The following is a 22,504-nucleotide window of genomic DNA, read 5'->3' on the forward strand; positions in this document are numbered from 1 at the left end:
TTCAGCTAACGCGGCCGGCAGAGCCGACCACCTAGCGCCCCCTGGTCTGGGCCAGGATGAAGGCATAGGTATCCGCCGCTTCCTGGTCCTGCTGCGCCCGGGTCGATCCCATCCCGTGGCCGGCGTCGAAGTCGACGCGCAGCAGCACCGGCTTGCCGCTGGCGCTGGCCGCCTGCAGGCGCGCCGCCATCTTGGCCGGGTGGAAAGGCGCCACCCGCGGATCGGTCACGCCGGTGGTCAGCAGCACGGCCGGATACTTGCCGCCATCCTTCACCGCCTGGTAGCTGTCGATGCTCTTCAGGGCCTTGTAGCCGGCCTGGTCGCGGATCGCGCCCCATTCCGGTTCTTCGGCGAAGCCGTTCTGCTCCGCCACGTAGCGCAGCGGGTTGTGCCAGCCGACGCCCGACACCACGGCCGCGAACAGCTCCGGACGCTCGGCCAGCGCCATGCCGGTCGGGATGCCGCCCGCCGAACGGCCGCCGATGGCGGTATGGGCCGGCGCGGTATAGCCGCCGGCCTGCATGTCCTCGACCACGGCGATCAGGTCGCGCCAGGTATTCGGCTTGTTTTCCAGCTGACCGGCGCGGTGCCAGTCGCGCCCGTACTCGCCGCCGCCGCGCACGTTGGCGAAGCCGACGATGGCGCCCTGGTCGATCAGCGCCAGCGTGCGGCCCATGAAGGACGGCGTATAGGCCGCCGCGCCATAGCTGCCATAGGCCGAGATGAAGGCCGGGTTCCTGCCGTCTTTCTTCAAGCCCTTCCTGTACACCAGGCTATAGGGGATTTTGCTGCCGTCCTTCGCGGTGGCGAAGCGGCGTTCGGTGGTGTACGGGCTGGTGTCGATGGCCGGTTTGGGCGTGAGGCCGGTATCCGCAAGCTTGCCGGCGGCGTCGATGCTCCAGACGGCGGTCGGCGTCAGCCAGCCCGACAGCAGCATCAGGGCGCCCGGCGCGTCCGGATCGGCGGCCAGGGCCGGCACCGTGCCGTCGAAAGGCAGGGAAATGCTCGCCAGCTTGCCCTTGGCGTCGAGGCGCAGCACGCGGCCCACGCCGCCGTCCATGGCGCGCAGGTAGAGGCCGTCCCTGGCGCGGGTCATGCTCTGGATCACCAGGCCCGATTCGGCCACGACTTCGCGTGCGCCCTTCACCGACGGCGACTGCGCATTGACCTTCAGGATGCGCCCGCGCGGATGGCCGCGGTTGGACAGCAGGTACAACTCGTCGCCGTGCAGGTCGGCGCCGGTGACTTCATCGGCGAAATCGGCCACCGCGGTCCAGCGCGCCCTGCCCTTCAGGACATCCTGCAGCGGCGCAATCAGGACCCGCGTTTCCTGGCGCACGTCGGCCAGGATCAGGAGGGCGTGGCGCGAATGCGGCGTGGCCACCACGATCGGCATCTGGATGTTCTCGTACTTCACCGCCCGGTCCAGGCCGCGCGCCATGACGATGCGGTCCCTGGCGGGATCGTCGCCGATGCGATGGAAGCGGGCGCGCGAATCGAGGTAGCGCTCCGGCGTGTTGACCTTGCCGGTGAGCTGGTTGTAGAAGAAGCCGGAGCCGTCTTCCAGCCAGCTCGGGCTGGCGTTCTGGGTGTTGGCGATGCGCTCGGGCAGGATGGCGCCGCTGGCCACGTCCATGATGTGCAGCACCGAATCCTCGCTGCCGTCCTTCGAGAGCCCGTACGCCAGCTTGCTGCCGTCGGGTGAAGCGCCCCACCAGTCCAGCGAATAATGGCTGGTGGCGGTGTCGAGCGTGGTCGGATCGACCAGCAGGCGGGTCTTGCCGTTCTCGTGCACGAAGAGCTTGAAGTTGTTGGTGCCGGCGGGGCGTTGCTGGTAGAAAGTGCGGGCGCCGGCGCGCTCGATGCGGCTGACCGCGGTGACGTCGCCGGACAGCTGCTGGATGCGGGCCAGCAGTTCGCCGCGCAGCGGCAGGGTGTCGAGCACCGAGCGGGTATGGGCGTTCTGGTTCTTCAGGAAAGGCAGCCAGTCCGGATCCTTGTCGTTTTCCATCCAGCGGTAGCGGTCCACCACCTTTTCGCCGAAATGGGTATCGGTGACGGCTTCGACCCGCGCCACCGGCGGTGCGGCGGCGACTGCCGCGGTGACCAGCATCAGGGCGGCGCCGCCCAGGAGTCGTACAAGTCCGGACATGGATTCCTCCTAAATAAACGTTTGGCAATATTGCCACGGTTTATGGAGGAACGGATCACCAGTTTTTTCAGCTCATTGCGCCATCGGCCACGCGTGACGGGGCGATCGAATGGCGGGTGGCAGCGACCAGCGCCCGGGTATAGGGATGCGGGCCGGTTTCCGCGGTCAGCCGGTCGCGCGGCTGGATATCGACGATCCGCCCCTGTTGCATGACCCCGACCCGGTCGCACAGGTGCACGACTACCCCCAGGTCATGGCTGACCATCAGGTAGGTCAGGCCGTCGCGCGCGCGCAGTTCGGCCAGCAGGTTGAGGATCTCCGCTTGCACCGACACGTCCAGCGCCGAGGTGGGTTCGTCCAGCAGGAGGATGCGCGGCTCGAGGATCAGGGCCCGCGCGATCGCAACCCGCTGGCGCTGCCCGCCCGACATCTGGTGCGGATAGCGCCACCGGAAGGACGCATCCAGCCCCACCTTGGCCAGGATACGGCTCACCCGGCCATCGACATCGCCGATGCCATGGATGTGCAGCGGCTCCGACAGGGTCGCATCGACGGTGTGGCGCGGATGCAGGGAACCGTAGGGATCCTGGAATACCATCTGCGTGCGGCGGACACGTTCACGGTCGATCCTGTGCCCCAGTTGCTTGCCGCCGATCCGGATCGTCCCCTGCCAGTGCTGGTACAGACCGGCCAGGCAGCGCAGCACGGTGGTCTTGCCCGACCCCGATTCGCCGACCAGTCCGAATGCTTCGCCTTCGCCCACGGAAAAGCTCACGTCCTGGAGCACCTGGTGGCGCTTGGCGCCGCTGCCGAACGCCAGCTCGAGTCCCTCGATTGCAATCATGTCATTCTCCAATAGGGCTAGGCGGCCAGCCAGCGCGGATCCCGCTGCAACACCGGCAAGCTGGCACGCCGGCGGTCCATGTCGGGCACCGCGGACAACAGGGCGCGGGTGTAGGGGTGCTGGGCATGCTCGAGCTCGGACGCGGCAATCGACTCGACCACGCGGCCGGCGTACATCACCAGCACCCGGTCGCAGAACGCACGGACCAGGTTCAGGTCGTGGCTGATGAAGACCAGCCCCAGTCCACGCTGGGTGATCAATTCATCGAGCACTTCCAGCACCTGCATCCGGACCGATACGTCGAGCGCCGAGGTGGGTTCGTCGGCGATCACGACTTCAGGCTCGGTAATCAGCATCATCGCAATCATCACGCGTTGGCCCATGCCGCCTGAGATTTCGTGCGGAAAGCTGTCGTACACGCGCTCCGGATCGCGGATGCGCACCGCCTCGAACATGCCGACCACACGCGCACGCGCCTCGCGCCCTGCGATGCGCCGGTGCGCACGCAAGGCTTCGGCGACCTGATCGCCGACGCGCATCACGGGATTGAGCGAGTATTTCGGATCCTGCATGATCATCGACATGCGCTGGCCGCGGATGGCGCGCATCGTCCGCTCGTCCGCGCCCAGCAGGTCGATATCGCCGAAGCGCATGACGCTGGCCTCGACGCGGGCGCTGGGCGGATGCAGCTTGAGCAGGCTGCGCCCGACCGTCGACTTGCCGGAGCCGGACTCGCCGACGATCGCCAGTTTTTCCCGGCCAAGCGTGAACGACACGTCGCGCACGGCATCGACCATGCCGTCGCGGCCGGCGAAGCGCACCCGCAGGTCGCGCACCTCAAGTTTGGTTTCGTTCATGGCTGTTCCTTTCAGCTGCGTGGATCGAACACGTCGCGCAATCCATCACCGAGCAGGTTGAATGCCAGGCTGACCAGCATGATCGCCGCGCCGGGCATGGTGACCAGCCACCAGCACTCCATCATGTAGCGGCGCCCGGCGGAGATCATCGCTCCCCACTCCGACAGCGGCGCCTGGGCGCCGAGGCCGAGAAAGCCCAGGCCGGCCGCGGTGAGGATGACACCGGCCATGTTCATGGTCAGGCGCACCACGACGGAGGAAATACAGAGCGGTACGATGTGGCGCAGCAGGATGCGCGCCGGCGAGGCCCCCAGCAGGCGCGCGGCGGACACGAAGTCGGCGTTGCGCAGCGTCCTGGTTTCGGCGCGCGCCAGGCGTGCGATCGGCGGCCAGGCCGTGAGTGCGATGGCGATGACCGCATGTTCCAGGCCCGGTCCGAGCGCGGCGACGAAGGCCAGCGCCAGCACCAGGCTGGGAAACGAGATGAAAATGTCGGTGACGCGCATGAAGACGGTATCCACCATGCCGCCGAAATAGCCGGACACAGTGCCGACGGCGAGGCCCACGGGGCCGACCACCGCCGTCACCAGCAGCACGATATACAGCGTGGTGCGGGCGCCCCAGACGACGCGGCTGAATACATCGCGTCCATATTCGTCCGTGCCGAACCAATGGCCGGCGCCGGGCGCCTGGAGGGTCGCGGCAAGATCCTGTGCCTGCGGATCGAACGGGGCGATCAGGGGCGCGCACGCGGCCACGGCGACCAGCAGCAGCACGACCAGGGAGCCGGCCAGCGTCATCGGGTTGTGGAACAGGTGACGGGCCGCGCGCAGCAGGCGTGATCGCGTGGCCTGCGCCGACGTCGTGGGGAGAGTCAGGGTCGAATTCATCAGCGCATCCGCGGATCGAAGAGGTTGTAGAGAAAATCCGATGCGAGATTCAGCGCCACGAAGATGATGCCCACCACGAGCACGCAGCCCATCACCGCATTCATGTCGCCCAGCAGCAGGCTATTGGTCAGGTACTGGCCGAAGCCGGGCCAGGCGAACACGGTTTCGACCAGCACCGCGCCCTCGAGCAGCGTGCCGTAGGCCAGCGCGACGATCGTCAGCAACTGGACCAGGATGTTGCGGAACGCGTGTTGCCACACCACGCGCCACTCCGGCAAGCCCTTGACCCTGGCCGTCAGAATGTATTCCTGCGACAGCTGGGCGAGCATGAAGCTGCGCGTCATGCGGCTCAGGTAAGCCATCGTGTGCAGCCCGAGGATGCAGGCCGGCAGGAGGATGTGGCGGGCCGCGTTGGCGAAGGCGTCCCACTGTCCCGCCAGGGCCGAGTCGATCAGCAGCATGCCGGTCAGCGGACGCACCGCGCCGTCGAATTCCAGGTCGATCCGGCCCGAGCCGCCCGCCCAGCCCAGCCAGGCATAGAACACCAGCAGCCCCATCATCGCGAACCAGAACACCGGCACCGAATAACCGGTCAGGCCGATCACCCGCACCAGGTTGTCGCCCCAGCGCCCGCGCCGGGTGGCCGCGAACACGCCGAGCGGCACGCCGGCCGCCGTGCCGATCAGGATCGCCACCGTCGCCAGTTCCAGGGTGGCCGGGAACACCCGGGCGATGTCGGCCACCACCGGATTCCCGGTCAGCAGCGAGGTGCCGAGTTCGCCGTGGACCAGTTCACCCAGGTAGCGCCCGAACTGCAGCCACAGCGGCTGGTCCAGGCCGAGCTGGGCCTTGACCTGCTCGTACATCGACGCATCGGCATCCGGGCCGACGATCGCCAGCACCGGATCGACCGGCATCACGCGTCCGATGAAGAAGGTAAGGATCAGCAGGCCGAACAAGGTCAACACGGTGCTCAGCGCGCGTGCGCGCAGCGCGCCGGCGCGGGACAGCCAGAGCACGAGGCGGGGACTCGCCACGGCAGGCGTCAAAGGACTAGTCTTTGTAAACATTGCGCAGGTGGGTAGTAGCCGACGGGTGGTTGACATAATTGCGGACGCGCTTGCTCAGCACGACCGTCTCGAGCATCTGCGCCAGGGGCTGGATGGCGCCGACCTTCTCGTCGTAGCGTTGCTGGATGCGCTGGTACATCGCGGTTTGCCGCGCCGGATCGCGTTCGACGAAGGCCTGTTCGATCAAGCCGTTGATCTCGGGATCGAAGAAGCTGGTGCGCCATCCCTGGAAGTTGGTCAGCCTGGCCGCGTCGCTGTTGTCGGGGTTGTAGACCAGCGCGCGCAGATTGGCATGCGGATGGGGCTCCACGCCGCCGCCGCCGCGTCCGACGATGATCTCGAACCTGCGGTCGCGCATGGCCCCGTACACCTGGTTGCCGGTGCCGGACAGGATCTCGGCGTGGATCCCGGCCTGGGCCAGCGTCGCCTGCAGGGCGGTCGCGATGTTGATCAGCGGCGGATCGGACAGCACCCGGATGGTCGTCCTGAATCCTTGCGCGTAGCCGGCTTCGGCCAGCAGTTTGCGCGCGCCCGCCACGTCCAGGCGGTAGCCGGGGTCGGGCAAGGTCGCGGCCAGGCCGATCATCACGGGGCGCTGGTGGCTGACCCCGTAGTTCGGCATGATGGCGCGGTTGATGCCCTGGTAGTCGATCAGCTTGCGCAGCGCAAGGCGTACGCGCCGGTCCGCGAAGCGCGCATCCTTCATGCTCACCGCGACGTAGTACGAGGTCCCGCGCAGGACCGGTTGCACCGTCACGCCGGCATGCTCGCGCAGGGCCTCGATGTCGGGCCCCGCCATGCCGGCCGCCACGTCGAGGTCGCCCCGCTCGATCATGAAGCGCAGCGACAGCGATTCGCCGATGTGGCGCATCACCACCCGGCGCAAGCTGGGCCGGCCACGCCAGTAGCCATCGAAGCGATCGAGCAGCATGGCATCCTTGGCGCGCCATTCGGTCAGCGCGAACGGCCCCGATCCGGCCGCGTGGTTGAGCAGCCAGCGCGCACCGAGATCGCCGTTCACCTGGTGCGCCAGGACCGCGCGGCGGTCGAGGATCGCCGAACTGACCGAGGTGGCCAGCGTGTACAGCACCATCAGCGGGTCGCCCGGTTTGGGAAGCACGATATGCAGCGTGCGGGCGTCGCTGGCATAGATCAGCCTGTCCACGTTCGCCCGGCTGAAGCCGTAGCTCTTCCATGGCGACGCCATCGCCAGGTTCAGCTTGAGGACCCGGCGCAGCGACCAGGCCGCGTCCTCGGCGCTCAGCGGATTGCCCGACTGGAAGCGCGCGCCCTCGTGCAGCGTCAGGACGATGCTGTTGCGGTCCGGCGCGATCTCCCAACGCGCCGCCAGGGCCGGCACCAGCCTGGTCGGCTCGTGCGGATCGAGTTCGACCAGGTAGTCGTAGAGGTTGGCGACGACGCCGAGCACGTCGTTGCCGGTGGCGCCGGCCGGGTCGATCGACAGCAGGTTGTTCATGTTCATGCCCATGACCAGCTGGTCAGGGGGAGTGGCGGCCGGCGCCGCCTGCGATGCCGCCGCCAGCAAGACGAAGCCCGCGCGTGCCAGCCACGCTCGTAACGGAGCGCGGAACGATGTCATTGCTATTGCCATGGTCTAGTACCTGGCCACGGTGTTGGCCTCGATATAGGCGAAGTTGATGTCTTCCCCCAGGCCCGGCTGCTGCGACAGATGGACGAAACCGTCCGCGTCCATCGGGTCGGGCAGCGAGTTGAGATAGGCCGGCACCTCGTCGTAGTCGAGGAAGGGATGCAGCAGGCCGCGCTCGTACCAGCGGCAGTTCTTGATCGCCGCGGTGACGGCGAGGTTGGCCGCGCCGTTGCCATGCACTTCGCAATCCATGCCGAAGGCTTCGGCGAGCGCGGCGACTTTCATTGTCGGGCCGATGCCGCCGACCCCGGGCACGCCGGCGCGCAGGATGTCGCAGGCGCCGGCAACGGCCCAGTCGGCCCGGCTGTGGTGCTTGCCCGAGATTGACTCCGGTCCCACGATCGGGATGTCGAGCTGCCCCGCCAGCCACGCATAAGAGGCGATGCTCTGCTCGTTCATCATTTCCTCGAACCAGGCGAAATTCAGCTTTTCCAGCGCACGGCCGATGGTCAAGGCATCGGTACGGCTATACCAATGGTAGCCGTCCAGCATCAGTGCGATGTCCGGGCCCACCGCTTCGCGCACCGCCGCGCAGGCCTTGATGTCCATCGAGACGCTGGGCGCGAAGGATACCGGCGGCATCCAGGTGTGCAGCTTGATGGCCTTGTAGCCGCGCCCTACCAGCTGTTCGGCGAAGGCCGCGTAGTCGTCCGGGGTGGCGAGCCCTCCTTCCAGCTGGTCGCCGCACATGGTGCTGCCGTAGGCCGGCACCTTGTCGCGGTAGGCGCCCAGCAGCTTGTAGACGGGTACGCCCAGCGCACGCCCGGCCAGGTCCCACAGGGCCTGTTCGATCACCGCCAGCGCACGATCGGTGAGCTGGCCGGCGCTGCCGCGCTGCCAGTGCTCCAGGTCCTGCCACAGCCGCTCGCGGTCGAATGGATCCTGGCCGACCAGCACCTTGCGCGCGAACGCTTCCAGGACGTGCGGCCGGATGACTTCGACCGGACCGAAGGCATGGCCGCGGTGGCCGTCGTCGGTGGTAATGGTCAGCATGGCCAGCCTGGCCCGCTGTTCCGGTCCCGGATGGGAATGGCCGGCGCTGTCGGTGCAGCGCTTGCTCAGGTATTCGAAGACGGTACCCTGTACGCGTTCAATTTTCATATGCGGTCTCTTGTCAAAAAAATCTGCGGGCTCCCGCGCTCAGAACCCGTAGGTGACGCGCAGGTTGTATGCGCGTCCGATCGGGCTGGACACATTGCTTGCGTAGCCCAGCGCATTCGAATTCGTTACCGGTGGATTGGTATCGAACAGGTTGCTCACGCCGAAGGCCACGGTGGTGTTGCGGATGCCCTTGTAGGTCAGCATCGAATTCCAGATCGAGTAGGGTTTGATGTCGCGGTGATACTCGGGCGCCACGTTGTTCAGGTCATGGTAGCCGGTGTTGTAAAAGTTGCTGAGCTGGGCGAACCAGTCGCCGCGGCTCCAGGAAACCCGCGCCGTGTGTTTCCAGCGGAAGGTGTAGGTCGGGCTGGCGCTCACGTTGCCCGAACCGACCGAGCCGAAGCGGCCGAGGTTCGAGATCCACGCACCACCCTTTTCGTTCTGGGTCTCGAAGCGGGTCACGTAGGTGCCGTCCAGGTTGAAACGGAAGTCGCCCCAGGCACTGCGCGGGACCACGTACTGCAAGCCCAGGTCGATGCCGCTGGTGCGCAGGTCGCCCAGGTTGGCCGCCGTGTTCCTGACGAAGGCAAGCGAGCCGTCGGCGTTACGGACGAACAGGTCGGCGTATTTGGCCGGATTCGTGAAGATGGCGTTTTGCGACAGTACGCCGATGCTGTCGGTAACCTCGATGTCGAAGTAGTCGATGGTGACCGAGGCGTTGCGCATGGGTTCGATCACCGTGCCCAGCGTCAGGTTACGCGCCTTTTCCGGCTGCACCTCGGGGTTGCTGCCCTGCTGGATCGGCAGGAAGGCATTGCAGACGATCAGCGGGTTGGCGCCGGGCACGGCGACGCCGGTGCCGGCCCGGCCCGGGATGCCGGGGCACAGCTTCGGATCGTCCCACCTTGCGCTGCTGATGGCCGTCGCCCCGGGCAGGCGGTAGCCGTAGCGGTCGAACAGGGTCGGCGCACGGAAGCCGGTGCTGGCCGAACCGCGCAGCATGAGCGCCCGTGCCGGCTGCCAGCGCACGCTGAGCTTCGGGTTCACGGTGCCGCCGAAATCGGAATAGCGGTCGGCGCGTACCGCCAGGCCGACGTCCAGGTCCTTGGTGAACGGCAGGTCGACCTCGGCGAAGGCGGCGGCGACGTTGCGCTGGCCCTGCGCATAGCTTGGCATGCGGTTCTGGTAGGGCACCAGGATGTCGTGGTCGAGCGAGCGGTCCCGGTTGTTCTCGTGGTGGAATTCGGCACCGGTGGCCAGGGTCAGCGCACCGCCGCCCAGTTGGCCGATTTCGCGCGTGAAGGTGGCGTCGGCGCCGGTATACAGATTGGTGGTATGACGAATCTGCCAGCCGTCGACCGAGATGTTCTTCAGGTAGTCACGCCCCTTCGCATCCTGGAAGCCGAAAGGATTGAGAATGCCGTTCAGGACCCCTTCGTTGAGCTTGGGCCCGTTCAGGTAGCCCTGCACGAAATAGGAATCGCGTTCGCCTCGCGCGTAGGTGAAGCCTGCGCGGTAGTCCCAGCCCAGCGCGCGGCCTTCGTCGGTCAGCAGCAGGCGCAGGTTGCGCTGCTCGTCCCTGGCGATCGCCGGGCCCAGTTCGGCCACGCTCCACGAGACATTGAGGGGCGAGCCGTTCAGGCCCGCCATGGCGGGAACGCCCGCGCTGCCGCCCGGATAGTAGGGACTGGCCGGCGTGATCCGCATCACGGCGCCGTTGAAGCCGACGCTCGTCGTCGGCGCCCTCTGGGTGGTGATGTGCTCCTGTGCGTACAGGAGTTCGGCGGTGAACAGCTTGTCGCCGCCATGGCGCAGGCTGCCCTTGCTGAAGAAGGTGGTCTGCGCATTTTCCGGCAGCGCCAGCACATAGTTCGCACTCAGCGCACAGGTGTTGCGCAGCGCCGGCACCGAGTAGGGCGCGGTGCAGCCGGAGGCGTAATACGGGTTACCGGTAATATTGGTACTGGGCGAAAAGACGTTGGCCGGCTGCGCATAGGTGCCGCTGCTCGCCTTGGGGGCAATGCCCAGTCTGGCCAGCAGTTCGGGGCTGCTCAGCTCCGGGCGGTCGGAGGAGTCGAGCGCGGTACGCTTGTGATGGTCCACCGTCGCATAGATATTCCAGCCATCCTGCGCCAGCGACCCCTTCCCGCCCAGCACCGACACGCGGAATTCGCGTCCGCCGCCGGCGCGCTCCGGCTGCACCACCTGCCCGGTCAGCTCCACGCCCTCGAAGGTCGGTCTGGTAATGAAATTGACCACGCCGCCAATGGCGTCGGTACCGAAGGTCGAGGAAGCGCCGTCGCGCAGGATCTCGACGCGGTTCAGTGCGCTCATCGGTATCACGTCGACATTCACGAAACCATTCGACAGGGGTTCGTTGGCGAGGCGCCGTCCGTTCAGCACGACCAGCGTACGGTTGATGCCGATACCGCGCATGTTGACGTTGGTGCCCGCCCCGGCGGATGAGGGCACATTGGTGGCGCCGACCGGCATGGAGGTCATCACGTCCGCGATCGTGGTCAGCGCACTGTTCTTCATGTCCTCCTGCTTCAAGCTGGTCACGGGTAAGGCATTCTCACTGGCAATGCGCTTGATGGTGGAACCGGTGATCTCGACTTTCTGCACCGGCTCGGTGGCGGGGGTTTGCTGGGCCATCGACTGGTTGGCCAGGGTCATGGCCGCGAGTGCGATCGACGACAAGGCTAGACTGCGCGGCAATGCAGGGCGGTTGTTGTGCATGTTGTCTCCAAAGTTATTATTGGGTTCGTCCAAGCTCTTGCGGCGACCTTTAACTCACCAGTCATCAGACGACTTGCGGCCAAGTATAATTAAGCAGTAATTACAACGCAAGTCGTCAGACAATTATTTTTTTGCAGATCAACATGATGAGCACCCCATTCAAACGCCCACCCTCGCGCGCTCAGGACGTCGTCATGCACGTCTCCCGAATGATCGAAGATGGCCGCATCAAGCCGGGAGAGAAGATTCCGTCCGAGGCCGACCTGATCGCCTCGCTGGGCGTCAGCCGGTCGGTCGTGCGGGAAGCCGTATCCCATCTCCAGGCCGCGGGCATGGTCGAGACATTCCAGGGCAAGGGCACCTTCGCGGTCAGCGCCACGCCACAGCGGATGGGACTCGATCCGAACTCGATCGAGACCATGCAGGACGTCCTGGCGATCCTGGAGCTGCGCATCATGCTCGAGGCCGAGGCGGCCGGCCTGGCGGCGACACGGGCCAGCGAGCCCCAACTGGCGCAGGTAAAGGCGGCATTGCATGATTTCATGGAGACTTGCCGCGCAGGCGGAGACACCGCCGAGACCGATACGACACTGCACCTGGCGATCGCACATGCCTCGAATAACCGCTATCTGCACGACACGCTGCACCACCTGGGGCGCCACTTCATGCCGCGCACCCGGCTGCTGACCGCCCGCCTGTCACGCGATGCGCCGGCCGTGTTCATCGAGCGGCTCATGCGCGAGCACGAGGATATCGTCGACGCCATTTGCCGGCGCGATCCGGAGTCGGCGCGCGCAGCCATGCGCAATCACCTCGCAAACAGCCGCGAACGCCTGCGGCGGGCCGCCGAAGCCACCGCACAAGCCTGACCCCTCCCTTTTCGAATCCACGACGCGCTGCGCCGCCGGCGCAGCGCGCTTCATCGCCACAATGACGCGCAAAAATCCTTGATAACTCGTCAGACGTCTGATTAGTTGAATCGATTCAATGAAGGCTTGCGGCGCGACGAACAGGCGGGCTCGGCGTGAAATGGGGAGCTTGGATTGACAGAGGAAGGCGGGCGCGGCGAATCGCGCCACGCTCATCCCGTCATGAAGGAATTTTTTCCTGCAACATGTCCGCGACCATTTGCCGGGTTGCCACATTCCAGGTGGCGAGCACGCGCTGCGGGCAGCGGCCGAAGATCGTCGCCAGGCCATCCTCGCTCCAACGGTGCAGGGCGAAGGCCGGCTCGCCCTGCTCCACCAGCGGCCGTCCATCGGGCGCATCGGGCTGCATGGGCGCGAAGACCAGGCTCAGGTCAGAGGAGGACGAGGGACAGGTTGCCACCGTCCGCCCCCTCCAGCGGAACACGCCGCCCAGGTGGACGTGGCCGGTGCAGATGCCGGCCAGGTTCGCGCCTTGCAGGGCGGCGTCGAGGCGGGCGATCCATGCCTGCCCTGCCCCCGGATCGATCCAGGGAATGCCGACGTCGACGGGTGGGTGATGCATGAAAACCAATACCGGTGCAGCGCCGATGCCCTGCAGCACCGCCCGCAGCCACTGTGCGCGCGCGTCGCAGAACGCGCCGCCATGGCGTCCGTCCTCCAGGCTGTCGAGGACCAGCACCTGCAGTCCGCCGAGCGCGCTGCAGCCCTGGACGAAGCCTTCCGTCACATGGCTGTCGCCGAACACCGCGCGGAAATGCGCGCGACTGTCGTGGTTGCCCAGCGCCATGCGCAGCGGGCCGGGCCAGCGCTCGAGCGCCGCCTGCAGGTGCCGGTAGCTCTCCAGCGCCCCGTCGTCGGCCAGGTCGCCGCTCAGGACCAGCAGATCGGGCCGCGGCTGGAGGGAGGCCAGGTGATCGAGCACGCGATGCAAGCGCGCCAGGTTCGGGTGGCCGCCATCCGCATGCAGGTGCAGGTCGGTGACTTGTGCGATCAGCATGCGCTTCTCCTGGTGTCAGCCCCGGATCTTCGCCACCAGCCTGGTGGTCGAGCGGTCGTGCTCGAAATCGATGGCCACCGCGCGTCCGCCATAGGCCAGCACCGCCTGCCCTTCCGGAATCCGGGTCATGTCGTAGTCGCCGCCCTTGGCATAGATGTCCGGGCGCGACGCCAAGACCACCTCGAGCGCGGTGTCCTCGTCGAAGTCGACCACCAGGCTGACCGATTCCAGCGCCGCCAGCACCGCCATGCGGTCGGCCAGGGTATTGTGCGGGCGGTCGTCGCCCTTGCCGAGGCGCTTCACGGAAGCGTCGGTATTCGCGGCCACCACCAGCGAGCCGCCCAGCGCGCGCGCCTGCGCCAGGTAGGTCACGTGGCCGCGGTGCAGGATGTCGAACACCCCATTGGTGAGCACCACCGGCTTGGGCAGTGCGGCGATACGCTGCGCCAGCTCGGCGCGCGTGCAGATCTTGTTTTCGAATGCAGGCATACGGTTCTTTTTACGTGGTGGTGGGTGCGTCGTCTTCCGGTTCTTCCTCGATCTGCATCGACAGCTCGGTGGCTTTGGCGCCGCCTTCGCCCGGGCCTTTGCGCTCGCCCGACAGCTTGATCTGCAGGCGCAGGCCGTTGGCCGAGTCGGCGTTGCGGATCGCTTCGTCGTAGCCGATGTAGCCCTTGTTATAGAGCTCGTACAGGGCCTGGTCGAAGGTACACATGCCGAGCTCGCGCGACTTGTGCATGATCTCCTTGATGTTCTGGAAGTTCCCCTTCAGGATCATCTCGCCGATGGTCGGCGTATTGAGCAGGATCTCGATCGCCGCCTTGCGGCCCTTGCCGTCCTCGGTACGGACCAGGCGCTGCGAGACCACCGCGCGCAGGTTCGAGGACAGGTCCATCAGCAGCTGGTTGCGGCGCTCTTCCGGGAAGAAGTTGATGATGCGGTCCAGGGTCTGGTTGGCATTGTTCGCGTGCAGGGTGCCCAGGCACAGGTGGCCGGTCTCGGCGAAGGCGATCGCGTGCTCCATGGTCTCGGTGTCGCGGATCTCGCCGATCAGGATCACGTCGGGCGCCTGGCGCAGCGTGTTCTTCAGGGCGTTGTGCCAGGAATGCGTGTCCACCCCGACCTCGCGGTGCGTGACCAGGCAGTTCTTGTTCTTGTGGACGTACTCGACCGGGTCTTCCACGGTGATGATGTGGCCGGCCGAGTTGCTGTTGCGGTAGTCGATCATCGCCGCCAGCGTGGTGGACTTGCCGGAACCGGTGCCGCCGACCACCAGCACCAGGCCGCGCTTGGTCATGACGACGTCCTTCAGCACCTCGGGCAGGTCGAGTTTTTCAAAATTCGGGATCTCGGAGGCGATGGTGCGCACCACCATGCCCACGCTCTGCTGCTGCACGAAAACGTTGACGCGGAAGCGGCACACGCCCGGCAGCGAGATCGCAAAATTGCATTCCATCTCGGCCTCGAACTCGGCGCGCTGGCGTTCGTTCATCAGCGACAGGGCCAGGGCGCGCGTGACCTCGCCGGACAGGCGCTGCTGGCTCAGGGGCTTCATGGCGCCCTGGTGCTTCATGCTGGGCGGGAAATCGCTGGAGATGAACAGGTCGGAACCGCCCTGGTGGTGCATGACCGTCAGCAGCTTGTGGATATAGGCCTGGGCTTCCGCCGGGCCGAAGGTGGACGACATGGCTTACCTCTCGAGAACGCGGGTGAAAATCCTGCCCGGCAATTATATAGGCTAAGATTCCCCGGCCATGCATCCCGCATCGTTCTATTTTTTGAAATCCTGGCTGACTAAATACCAACATTGTGTCAGGATGGACGGCAATGCAGCCGTGACATCCTGGGCCCAGATAAACCTATGACACTGACCGAGCTGAAATACATCGTCGCCGTCGCGCGCGCCAAGCACTTCGGCCACGCCGCCGAAGCCTGTTTCGTCGCCCAGCCCACCCTTTCCGTCGCCATCAAGAAACTCGAGGACGAACTCGGGGTGACGCTGTTCGAGCGCGGCGGTTCCGAGGTCTCGGTCACCCCGCTGGGCGCGCAGATCGTGGCCCAGGCCGAACGCGTGCTGGAGCAGACCGCCGCCATCAAGGAACTGGCAAAGCAGAACAAGGATCCCCTGGCCGGCCCCCTGCGGCTTGGCGTGATCTACACCATCGGCCCCTACCTGCTGCCGCCGCTGGTCAAGAAACTGATCGACACCGTGCCCCAGATGCCGCTGGTACTGCAAGAGAACTACACCCACAAGCTGCTCGAACTGCTGCGCCAGGGCGAGCTCGACGCCGCCATCGTGGCGCTCCCGCTGCCGGAACACGGCATGTCGATCCAGACCCTGTACGACGAGCCCTTCGTGGTCGCGATGCCGCGCTCCCACCCCTGGGCCAAGCGCAAGGAAATCCCGGCCGACGACCTGAAACTGGAAACCATGCTGCTGTTGGGCGCGGGCCACTGCTTCCGCGACCAGGTGCTGGAAGTGTGCCCGGAGATGGCGCGCTATTCGTCGCCCGGCAATGGCATGCAGCGCACCTTCGAAGGTTCCTCGCTGGAGACCATCCGCCACATGGTGGCGAGCGGCATCGGACTGACCGTGCTGCCGCGTGCCTCGGTGGCCGACATGCACGACCCCAACGGCCTGCTGACCTATGTGCCCTTTGCCCATCCGGCGCCCTCGCGCCGGGTCGTGATCGTCTGGCGCAAGAGTTTCACGCGCCGTGCGGCGATCGACGCGGTGGCCGGCGCAGTGGCCGAATGCAAACTGCCGGGGGTGGAGATGGTGACGCTCGAAGCGGCTGCGTGAATCGATGATGGGCACCGGGACCCTGGGTTCCGGTGCCCGTGGCTCGCATCAGCGGCCGGCTGGCTTCCCCCTGCGGCGTACCACGCCCATCCCTGCCAGGCCTGCGCCAAGCAGCGCCAGCGACAGCGGTTCAGGCATGTCGACCGGAGGACGGTCGAAGGCGCCCACGTAGACGGTCTCCGGTGTGGCCTCCGTGGTCTGCAACAGGAACTGGATACCGCCACCCAGGACACACCGGCTCAGGTCGCCATCGCAGAATGCAGCCGCAGCGGCCGCCTGTGCATCGTCCAGGACGAAGAAGTGGGTGCCCGACTGTCCGATGCCGCCCGAATCACTCAGCACCAGATTCGGTCCGAGGTATTGATGGTACTGGGTAGTGTTCGTATCAAGGTTGTACAGGCTGAGGTAGAGGTCGGTCAGCTCGGCTGAATTGGGAACGCCTCCACTTGATCCTTCACTGATGTTGACGACGAAACCCAGCTGGCCAGCACTTTCCAGACCGTCCAGATTACTGAGCAAGTAAAGATTGCTGCCGGCGTTTCCCGACGTGTTGTCACCCCCTTGCAGACCGAACGTGCAGGTAAACGTAGGATTGTTCACATTACCAGCGTAGGTCACGCAACCGGATTCGGTCCCGTTACCATTTGGCGTGTCATTGTCTTGTACGGTAACGACCGTGGAAACCGCGCCAAGCCCGGTTCCCGGAACCTGCTCGCCTGTTACATAGATTAATTCTGCGAAGGCCGGAGTTGCGGCAGAGAATACTGCCGCAGCCAGGGCTGCTTTTAGCAATGACGTTTTCATAAATCCCCCAGTTAAAAATCAGAACCAGGTACGGCCTGGTGCCGCCGGAAAGAAAAAAATCATTCAAACAAGATTCTGTTTGGAACAATTTTCCTCATTACAGATGATTCGAATGGTTTGGACTAGCCTCAACCACTTAAGCAAGTCGCATACCACAAGTCTAAGTAACTGATTGTTAAGCGATCTGTAAATACACTGGGGAGCAAGTGTAATATTTGTCGACAAAAACCGGCATTCTTGCCTTAAGCAAAGCCATTTACACTCGAAAACTTATCACCGCAAGTCACATTTGGAACAAATAACTAGCGGAAAGTTTCTTTATGAATAGTGACTTTTGGTAGTTCTTTGATGAAAAAATGACTGCATGGAAAAGATGAGCGTAACTGGAGAATCCTCGACAGTGTCAAGGCATCCGGATTTATCGTAGATAACTGAACCGTCGCGAGGGAGATGAGGGCGACACTGTAGCGTGCCCAGTGCAGACGAAATTCTTACCCTGTTTCGATAGCGCAAAAATGCCTATCACCGTTGCAGAAGTACTTGGGCCGCAATGCCGTCAATAATTTATTCTTCTGATAAAGAATATTATTGACGTCAAGACAATGTCACGCTCGGATGAAGGCGCCGCAGCTCACAGAAACGCTAGCACAACTGTAAAGTTTTCCGACCGCGACAATACCTGCGACAGCGGCAGGCTCAACCGCCCGCGCGTATCCGCGCCAATTGTCGATCGAGGGCATTCGCGAAATTCTGGCGGTCGGCCTGGCTGAACGCAGCCGGCCCGCCGGTATCCACACCACTGCCGCGCAGCTCTTCCATGAAGGCGCGCATCGTCAGCTGCTGGGCGATGGTGTCCTTGGTGTACCACTCGCCGCGCGGATTGAGCGGCAATCCCCCCTTCTCCAACACTTGGGCCGCCAGCGGAATATCGCCGGTGACGACGATGTCGCCGCTGTTCACGCGCGCGACGATTTCGGCGTCGGCCACGTCGGGTCCGGCCGGCACCTGCAGCGCGCGGATGTAGCGCGAACCCGGCACGCGGATGAGCTGGTTGGCCACGAGCGTGACCTCCAGCTGCAGGCGCTCGGCCACACGGAAGAGGATGTCCTTGATCACGGCAGGACAGGCGTCGGCATCGACCCAGATGTGCATATTCAGTAGAGAGCTTGTCGGAAAGCCGATTGTACTGGCAAGTTTCCAGCCTGGAAACGCGATGCCGCGACTTCCGCCAAAAGGCTTTAGAATCCCTGTCTTCTGCTCAACAGTTCTTGCCTGACAAGACGCGACGATCCATGAACAAGCTGGCGCTCTACTTCCGCCTGGTCCGGGCCGACAAGCCGATCGGTATCCTGCTGCTGCTGTGGCCTACCCTGTGGGCCCTGTGGATGGCGTCCGGCGGGGTGCCGGATATGCTGGTGCTGGCGATCTTCGTGCTCGGCACGGCGCTGATGCGCTCGGCCGGCTGCGCCATCAACGACTACGCCGACCGCGACTTCGACAAGCACGTCAAGCGCACCGTCGATCGCCCGCTCACCAGCGGCAAGATCCGCGGCTGGGAAGCGGTCATGGTGGCGGCGGTACTGTCGCTATTGTCTTTTCTCCTCATTCTGCCGCTGAACGCCCTGACCAAGCAGCTGTCGGTGGCGGCGCTGGTGGTGGCCGGCACCTACCCCTATTTCAAGCGCTTTTTCGCCATCCCGCAGGCCTACCTCGGGATCGCGTTCGGCTTCGGCATTCCGATGGCCTTCGCCGCCGTGCAAAACACGGTGCCGGCGGTGGCCTGGTGGCTGCTGGTGGCGAACGTCTTCTGGGCCGTCGCCTACGACACCGAGTACGCCATGGTCGACCGCGACGATGACCTGAAAATTGGCATCCGCACCTCGGCCATCACCTTCGGCCGCTTCGACGTGGCCGCCGTCATGCTGTGCTACGGCGCGGCGCTGGCGATCGACCTGGTGTGCGGCTGGTACCTGGGCCTGCGCTGGTGGTTCGTGGGCGGCATCGTGGTCGCGGCGGGCATCGCGCTCTACCACTACACCCTGATCCGCCACCGCGACCGCATGGACTGCTTCAAGGCTTTCCGGCACAACAATTGGCTTGGCGCTGCACTGTTCAGCGGTGTCGCGCTAGACTATGCAATGCGGTAATATTGCACAAATAGCATTCCTTCCTACTTAACGAGGCCCACCATGATGGAAAAGATCCCTACCCAAACCGGCACCCGCGAACAACTGATGTCGGATCTGAAGACCGTGATCCAGGACGCCGAAGCGTGGCTGCGCAACGGTGGGCACCTGACCGGCGACGAGCTGAAGGCCGCCAAGGCCAAGTTCGAGCAGACCCTGGCCTCGGCCAAGGAAGGCCTGTCCGAATACCAGCAGACCGTGGTCGAGAAGACCAAGGAAGCGGCGCGCGTCACCGACGACTACGTCCACGAGAACCCATGGAAGTCGGTGGGCCTGGGCGCCGCGGTCGGCGTCGTGATCGGCATGCTGATCGCCCGCCGCTAAGATGAGCATCACGGCGGGGCTCAAGCGGATCGCAGCCAATGTGCTCGACCTGGCGCGCACGCGCCTCGAGCTGGCCGCCATCGAACTCCAGGAAGGCACGCAGCGCCTGATCGGCTACCTCGCCTGGGCCCTGGCGGCCGCGGTGCTGGGGCTGTTCACGCTGGGCCTCGTCATCCTGTTCGTGCTGGTGCTGTTCTGGGACACCCACCGCCTCGCAGCCGTGGGCGGCATGGCGGTCCTGTTCGCCCTGGGCACCGCCTTCGCAGCCATGAAACTGCGCGCCGGCCTGGCCGCGCGCCCGCCGATGCTGCCGGCCACGCTGGCGGAACTGCGCAAGGACGCGGCGGCCCTGAAGGGAGAGCACGCCGATGGCCTCTAAGTCCACGGAACTGGCGGCGCGCCGCGAGGCGCTGGTGGCCAGGTGCGCCGACCAGCGCGCATTGGTGGCCCAGGAGGTGGCGATGCTCTCTTCGCCGCAGACCCTGGGGCTGATCCCGGCCTATGCGGCGCGGCACCAGAAGACCGCATTGATCGTGGCCGGCGTGGCGGCCGGTCTGTTCATCACCAAGCCGAAATGGGCAGTCGGCAGCATTACGGCGGCCGTTTCCGCTTACAAGTTCGCCCAGAAGCTCCTGCCTGTGCTCAGGTGGAAGGGCTTCGAAATTCATTAAAGGGCGCCGGGCGGTCCGCCCGGCCAGCTCATCCATATAGCAGAAACCCTGGCGCGCACGATTGAAAATTCGCGCAAACGCAACGGTTTCGCACGCCCAAAAAAAATATTTACAAACGTATGTATGCACCTTTGACGGATTGACATTCCTCCCGGAATACTCATCAGGCGGCACACGGAAATGCCGTGTTCTACCCAAGCACCTGAAAACCAATAAACAGATCAGGAGGAGCAATTCGTGAGTACATCCCGTCGTCGTTTCGCACTCGTCGCAGCACTCGTCATGGCACTGGGCGCACAAGGCCCGGTCGCCAATGCCGCCGTAACAAGCCTGCTGCCCGGCACATCCGCCGTCCCTGTCGCAGCCAAGATCGACAGGCTGTTCGCAGACGAACTGGGCAAGCAGCTCGCCAATGTCTACTACGACGTCATCGTCGTGTTCGACAAGAAGGAAAGCGCACAGCGCCTGTCCGTCCTCGGCCGCAAGTTCAAGACCTACAAGGTGCTGCCGATGGCGCGCATGCTGCTCACCAAGGACGAGATCAACAAGGTGGCCGGCTGGGGCGAGGTCCGCTTCATCGAGCCGAGCCGCACCCAGCGCCTGTTCAACGCCGAAGGCCGCGTGATGACCAAGGCCGAGGAAGTGCAGCGCGTGCTCGGCCTGGACGGCAGCGGCGTGACCGTGGCCATCATCGACACCGGCGCCGACGGCCTGCATCCGGACCTCGGGAACGTCAGGAAGAACTACGAGGTGGCGGGCGCGCTGGGCAATGACCCGACCCAGGTCTACGTGTCGCTGACGCCGAACGGCATCGACGTCGAGACCGCGATCGTCGAGCGTCACATCGACGGCCTCGGCACGCACTGGAACACCGACGAATACGGCCACGGCACCCACTGCATCGGCACCATCGCCGGCACCGGCATCGACTCCGACGGCAACCTGCGCGGCATGGCGCCCAAGGCGACCATCATCAGCTACGGCGCCAGCGCCGGCATCAACCTGCCCTTCACGCTGGAAGCCTACGACCACGTGATTGCCAGCAAGCGCGACGGCGTCGCCGACATCCGGGTGCTCAGCAACTCCTGGGGCAGCTCGAGCTACGGCCCGTTCAACCCGAACCAGGCCACCAACGTCGCCTCGCGCCTGGCTTTCGAACAGGGCATCCTGTCGATCTTCGCGGCCGGTAACGACGGCGCCAGCCCGAACACCATGAATCCCTATTCGAACGCGCCGTACGCGCTCGGCATCGGCGCCACCAACAAGGCCTTTGGCATGGCCGACTTCTCGTCGCGCGGCCGCCCGGACGGCAACCATGACCGCGAACTGGCACTGGCCAACCTGCAGCTCTTCCTGGCCGCCAGCGCCGAGGAACAGGCGGCCTGGGACCACGCCGCACGTCCGCTCGGCATCGACCGGCCGGCCATCGTGGCGCCGGGCGAGAACATCGTCTCCGCGCAGAACCCGGTGCACCCGATGACCACCAGCGGCACCAACTACGGCGCCGCCTCCGGCACCTCGATGGCGACCCCGCACGTGAGCGGCATCGCGGCCCTGGTGCACCAGGCCCAGGACGTGAAAGGCGGCCCGCGCCTGGCGCCGCTCGACGTGATCCGCCTGCTCGAAGTCACCGCCAACAAGAGCGTCATGAGCGGCTACGACACCCACGACGCCGGTGCCGGCTTCGTCGACGCCCGCAAGGCGGTGGACGCGGTCAATGCCGGCAATATCCCGACTGCGGTAACGGCGGACGACCTGGTGCGCTACAACCCGGGACCGGTGCGCGTGATGGAAGGCAGCTATGCCGGCACGGCGACGCTCAATTCCTTCCAGACCAATGTGGGCTACGGCCTGCACAAGATCACGGTCGAACCGGGCGCGATGAAACTGTCCGCCGACGCCAGCTGGGACCTGGAAGCGAACAACCTGTACATCAGCCTGTACGCGCCGGGCGTCGACCCGGCCACCGGCACCGGTTTCGCGGCCCAGTCGGCCGGCCTGACCACGGTCCAGAAATACCGTGCGGTCGAGGTCAAGTTCCCGACGCCGGGCGAGTGGCATGTGCGCGTCGACGGCCGCGTCAACCTGCTCGCGACCGCCTACACCGGCAAGTATGCGGTGACGGTGCCGGACAATGTGCCGCCGACCGCGGAACTGAGCGCCAGCGCCACGAAGGTGAGCGGCGACCAGCCGGTGACCATTAACGCCAAGGTCGCCGACGGCAATGGCATCGCCAGCGTGGCGACGGCGGGCCTGCGGGTCCTGAGCAGCACGGGCAAGCTGATCCACAGCTTCGACAAGTCGGCCTTCGTCCAGCGGGGCGATACGCTGGTGTTCACGAAGGCGCTGTCCATGTCGGGCAAGGGCCCGTGGACGGTAGAGGTGCGCGCGGTCGACAACGGCGAACAGCAGGCGGTCAAGCAGCTGACGATCGGACGTAAATAAGAAGACAAGGCGATGCCGGCGCG

Annotated in this window: 20 protein-coding genes; 7 read left to right on the top strand and 13 right to left on the bottom strand. The window is 65.2% G+C overall.

Annotated features, from left to right (window positions below; translation table 11 throughout):
- Positions 1-31: 31 nt before the first annotated feature.
- The 8 genes from ACSQ25_RS20155 to ACSQ25_RS20190 all read right to left on the bottom strand — a co-directional run bounded on the left by ACSQ25_RS20155 (position 32) and on the right by ACSQ25_RS20190 (position 11,322).
- Positions 32-2,152 carry a prolyl oligopeptidase family serine peptidase gene (locus tag ACSQ25_RS20155; RefSeq protein WP_436107444.1) on the bottom strand — a complete coding sequence of 707 codons (2,121 nt, stop codon included), beginning with the start codon at positions 2,150-2,152 and terminating at the stop codon, positions 32-34.
- Positions 2,153-2,219: 67 nt separating this feature from the next.
- A complete protein-coding gene (locus ACSQ25_RS20160; RefSeq protein ID WP_436107445.1) occupies positions 2,220-2,996 on the bottom strand; it encodes an ABC transporter ATP-binding protein in 777 nt (258 codons plus the stop codon).
- A 17-nt stretch (positions 2,997-3,013) separates the two neighbouring features.
- Positions 3,014-3,853 carry an ABC transporter ATP-binding protein gene (locus tag ACSQ25_RS20165; RefSeq protein WP_436107446.1) on the bottom strand — a complete coding sequence of 280 codons (840 nt, stop codon included), beginning with the start codon at positions 3,851-3,853 and terminating at the stop codon, positions 3,014-3,016.
- Positions 3,854-3,864: 11 nt separating this feature from the next.
- On the bottom strand, positions 3,865-4,743 hold the full coding sequence (locus tag ACSQ25_RS20170; RefSeq protein WP_436107447.1) for an ABC transporter permease: 879 nt from the start codon (positions 4,741-4,743) through the stop codon (positions 3,865-3,867).
- Positions 4,743-5,813, bottom strand: coding sequence for an ABC transporter permease (locus ACSQ25_RS20175; RefSeq protein ID WP_436107448.1), 1,071 nt, complete (start codon positions 5,811-5,813; stop codon positions 4,743-4,745). Before ACSQ25_RS20175 ends, ACSQ25_RS20170 begins: the two co-directional genes overlap by 1 nt.
- Entirely contained in the window at positions 5,797-7,413 is a 1,617-nt protein-coding gene (locus ACSQ25_RS20180; protein WP_436107449.1) for an ABC transporter substrate-binding protein, read from the bottom strand. The genes ACSQ25_RS20175 and ACSQ25_RS20180 overlap by 17 nt, the downstream gene beginning before the upstream one ends.
- Before the next feature lie 15 nt (positions 7,414-7,428).
- Positions 7,429-8,583 carry a mandelate racemase family protein gene (locus tag ACSQ25_RS20185; RefSeq protein WP_436107450.1) on the bottom strand — a complete coding sequence of 385 codons (1,155 nt, stop codon included), beginning with the start codon at positions 8,581-8,583 and terminating at the stop codon, positions 7,429-7,431.
- Between the two features lie 39 nt (positions 8,584-8,622).
- A complete protein-coding gene (locus ACSQ25_RS20190) occupies positions 8,623-11,322 on the bottom strand; it encodes a TonB-dependent receptor (protein WP_436107451.1) in 2,700 nt (899 codons plus the stop codon).
- A 146-nt stretch (positions 11,323-11,468) separates the two neighbouring features.
- Here ACSQ25_RS20190 and ACSQ25_RS20195 point away from each other — a divergent pair, with 146 nt between their 5' ends.
- Entirely contained in the window at positions 11,469-12,191 is a 723-nt protein-coding gene (locus ACSQ25_RS20195) for a FadR/GntR family transcriptional regulator (RefSeq protein WP_436108114.1), read from the top strand.
- A gap of 220 nt (positions 12,192-12,411) precedes the next feature.
- On the opposite strand, the gene ACSQ25_RS20200 is transcribed toward ACSQ25_RS20195, so the two are convergent.
- Genes ACSQ25_RS20200 through ACSQ25_RS20210 form a run of 3 tightly spaced genes read right to left on the bottom strand, consistent with a single transcriptional unit; the run spans position 12,412 to position 14,935 of the window.
- Positions 12,412-13,248 (bottom strand): metallophosphoesterase, encoded by an 837-nt coding sequence (locus tag ACSQ25_RS20200; protein WP_436107452.1) that lies wholly within the window; start codon positions 13,246-13,248, stop codon positions 12,412-12,414.
- A 15-nt stretch (positions 13,249-13,263) separates the two neighbouring features.
- On the bottom strand, positions 13,264-13,737 hold the full coding sequence (locus ACSQ25_RS20205; RefSeq protein ID WP_436107453.1) for an adenylyltransferase/cytidyltransferase family protein: 474 nt from the start codon (positions 13,735-13,737) through the stop codon (positions 13,264-13,266).
- A 10-nt stretch (positions 13,738-13,747) separates the two neighbouring features.
- Positions 13,748-14,935: a PilT/PilU family type 4a pilus ATPase gene (locus tag ACSQ25_RS20210; protein ID WP_436107454.1), complete on the bottom strand. Its 1,188-nt coding sequence runs from the start codon at positions 14,933-14,935 to the stop codon at positions 13,748-13,750.
- A 174-nt stretch (positions 14,936-15,109) separates the two neighbouring features.
- On the opposite strand from ACSQ25_RS20210, the gene ACSQ25_RS20215 reads away from it, so the two are divergent.
- The gene (locus ACSQ25_RS20215) at positions 15,110-16,051 is read left to right on the top strand and encodes a hydrogen peroxide-inducible genes activator (protein ID WP_436107455.1); all 942 of its coding nucleotides are present in this window, start codon (positions 15,110-15,112) and stop codon (positions 16,049-16,051) included.
- Between the two features lie 48 nt (positions 16,052-16,099).
- On the opposite strand, the gene ACSQ25_RS20220 is transcribed toward ACSQ25_RS20215, so the two are convergent.
- Together ACSQ25_RS20220 and ACSQ25_RS20225 are read right to left on the bottom strand one after the other, a co-directional pair.
- Positions 16,100-16,855, bottom strand: coding sequence for a PEP-CTERM sorting domain-containing protein (locus tag ACSQ25_RS20220; protein WP_436107456.1), 756 nt, complete (start codon positions 16,853-16,855; stop codon positions 16,100-16,102).
- Between the two features lie 696 nt (positions 16,856-17,551).
- Entirely contained in the window at positions 17,552-18,007 is a 456-nt protein-coding gene (locus tag ACSQ25_RS20225) for a YaiI/YqxD family protein (protein ID WP_436107457.1), read from the bottom strand.
- A 140-nt stretch (positions 18,008-18,147) separates the two neighbouring features.
- On the opposite strand from ACSQ25_RS20225, the gene ubiA reads away from it, so the two are divergent.
- The 5 genes from ubiA (at position 18,148) to ACSQ25_RS20250 (ending at position 22,481) form a co-directional block, all read left to right on the top strand.
- Positions 18,148-19,002, top strand: a complete 855-nt coding sequence (gene ubiA / locus ACSQ25_RS20230; protein WP_436107458.1) for a 4-hydroxybenzoate octaprenyltransferase — start codon at positions 18,148-18,150, stop codon at positions 19,000-19,002.
- A gap of 42 nt (positions 19,003-19,044) precedes the next feature.
- A complete protein-coding gene (locus tag ACSQ25_RS20235; RefSeq protein WP_436107459.1) occupies positions 19,045-19,365 on the top strand; it encodes a DUF883 family protein in 321 nt (106 codons plus the stop codon).
- 1 nt (position 19,366) lies between these two features.
- On the top strand, positions 19,367-19,744 hold the full coding sequence (locus ACSQ25_RS20240; RefSeq protein ID WP_436107460.1) for a phage holin family protein: 378 nt from the start codon (positions 19,367-19,369) through the stop codon (positions 19,742-19,744).
- Positions 19,734-20,036 carry a hypothetical protein gene (locus tag ACSQ25_RS20245; protein ID WP_436107461.1) on the top strand — a complete coding sequence of 101 codons (303 nt, stop codon included), beginning with the start codon at positions 19,734-19,736 and terminating at the stop codon, positions 20,034-20,036. The genes ACSQ25_RS20240 and ACSQ25_RS20245 overlap by 11 nt, the downstream gene beginning before the upstream one ends.
- 237 nt (positions 20,037-20,273) lie before the next feature.
- Entirely contained in the window at positions 20,274-22,481 is a 2,208-nt protein-coding gene (locus tag ACSQ25_RS20250) for a S8 family serine peptidase (protein WP_436107462.1), read from the top strand.
- Positions 22,482-22,504: the final 23 nt, after the last annotated feature.

It is taken from the genome of Massilia sp. LjRoot122 (genome assembly GCF_964252725.1).
Classification (GTDB): Bacteria; Pseudomonadota; Gammaproteobacteria; order Burkholderiales; family Burkholderiaceae_D; genus Telluria.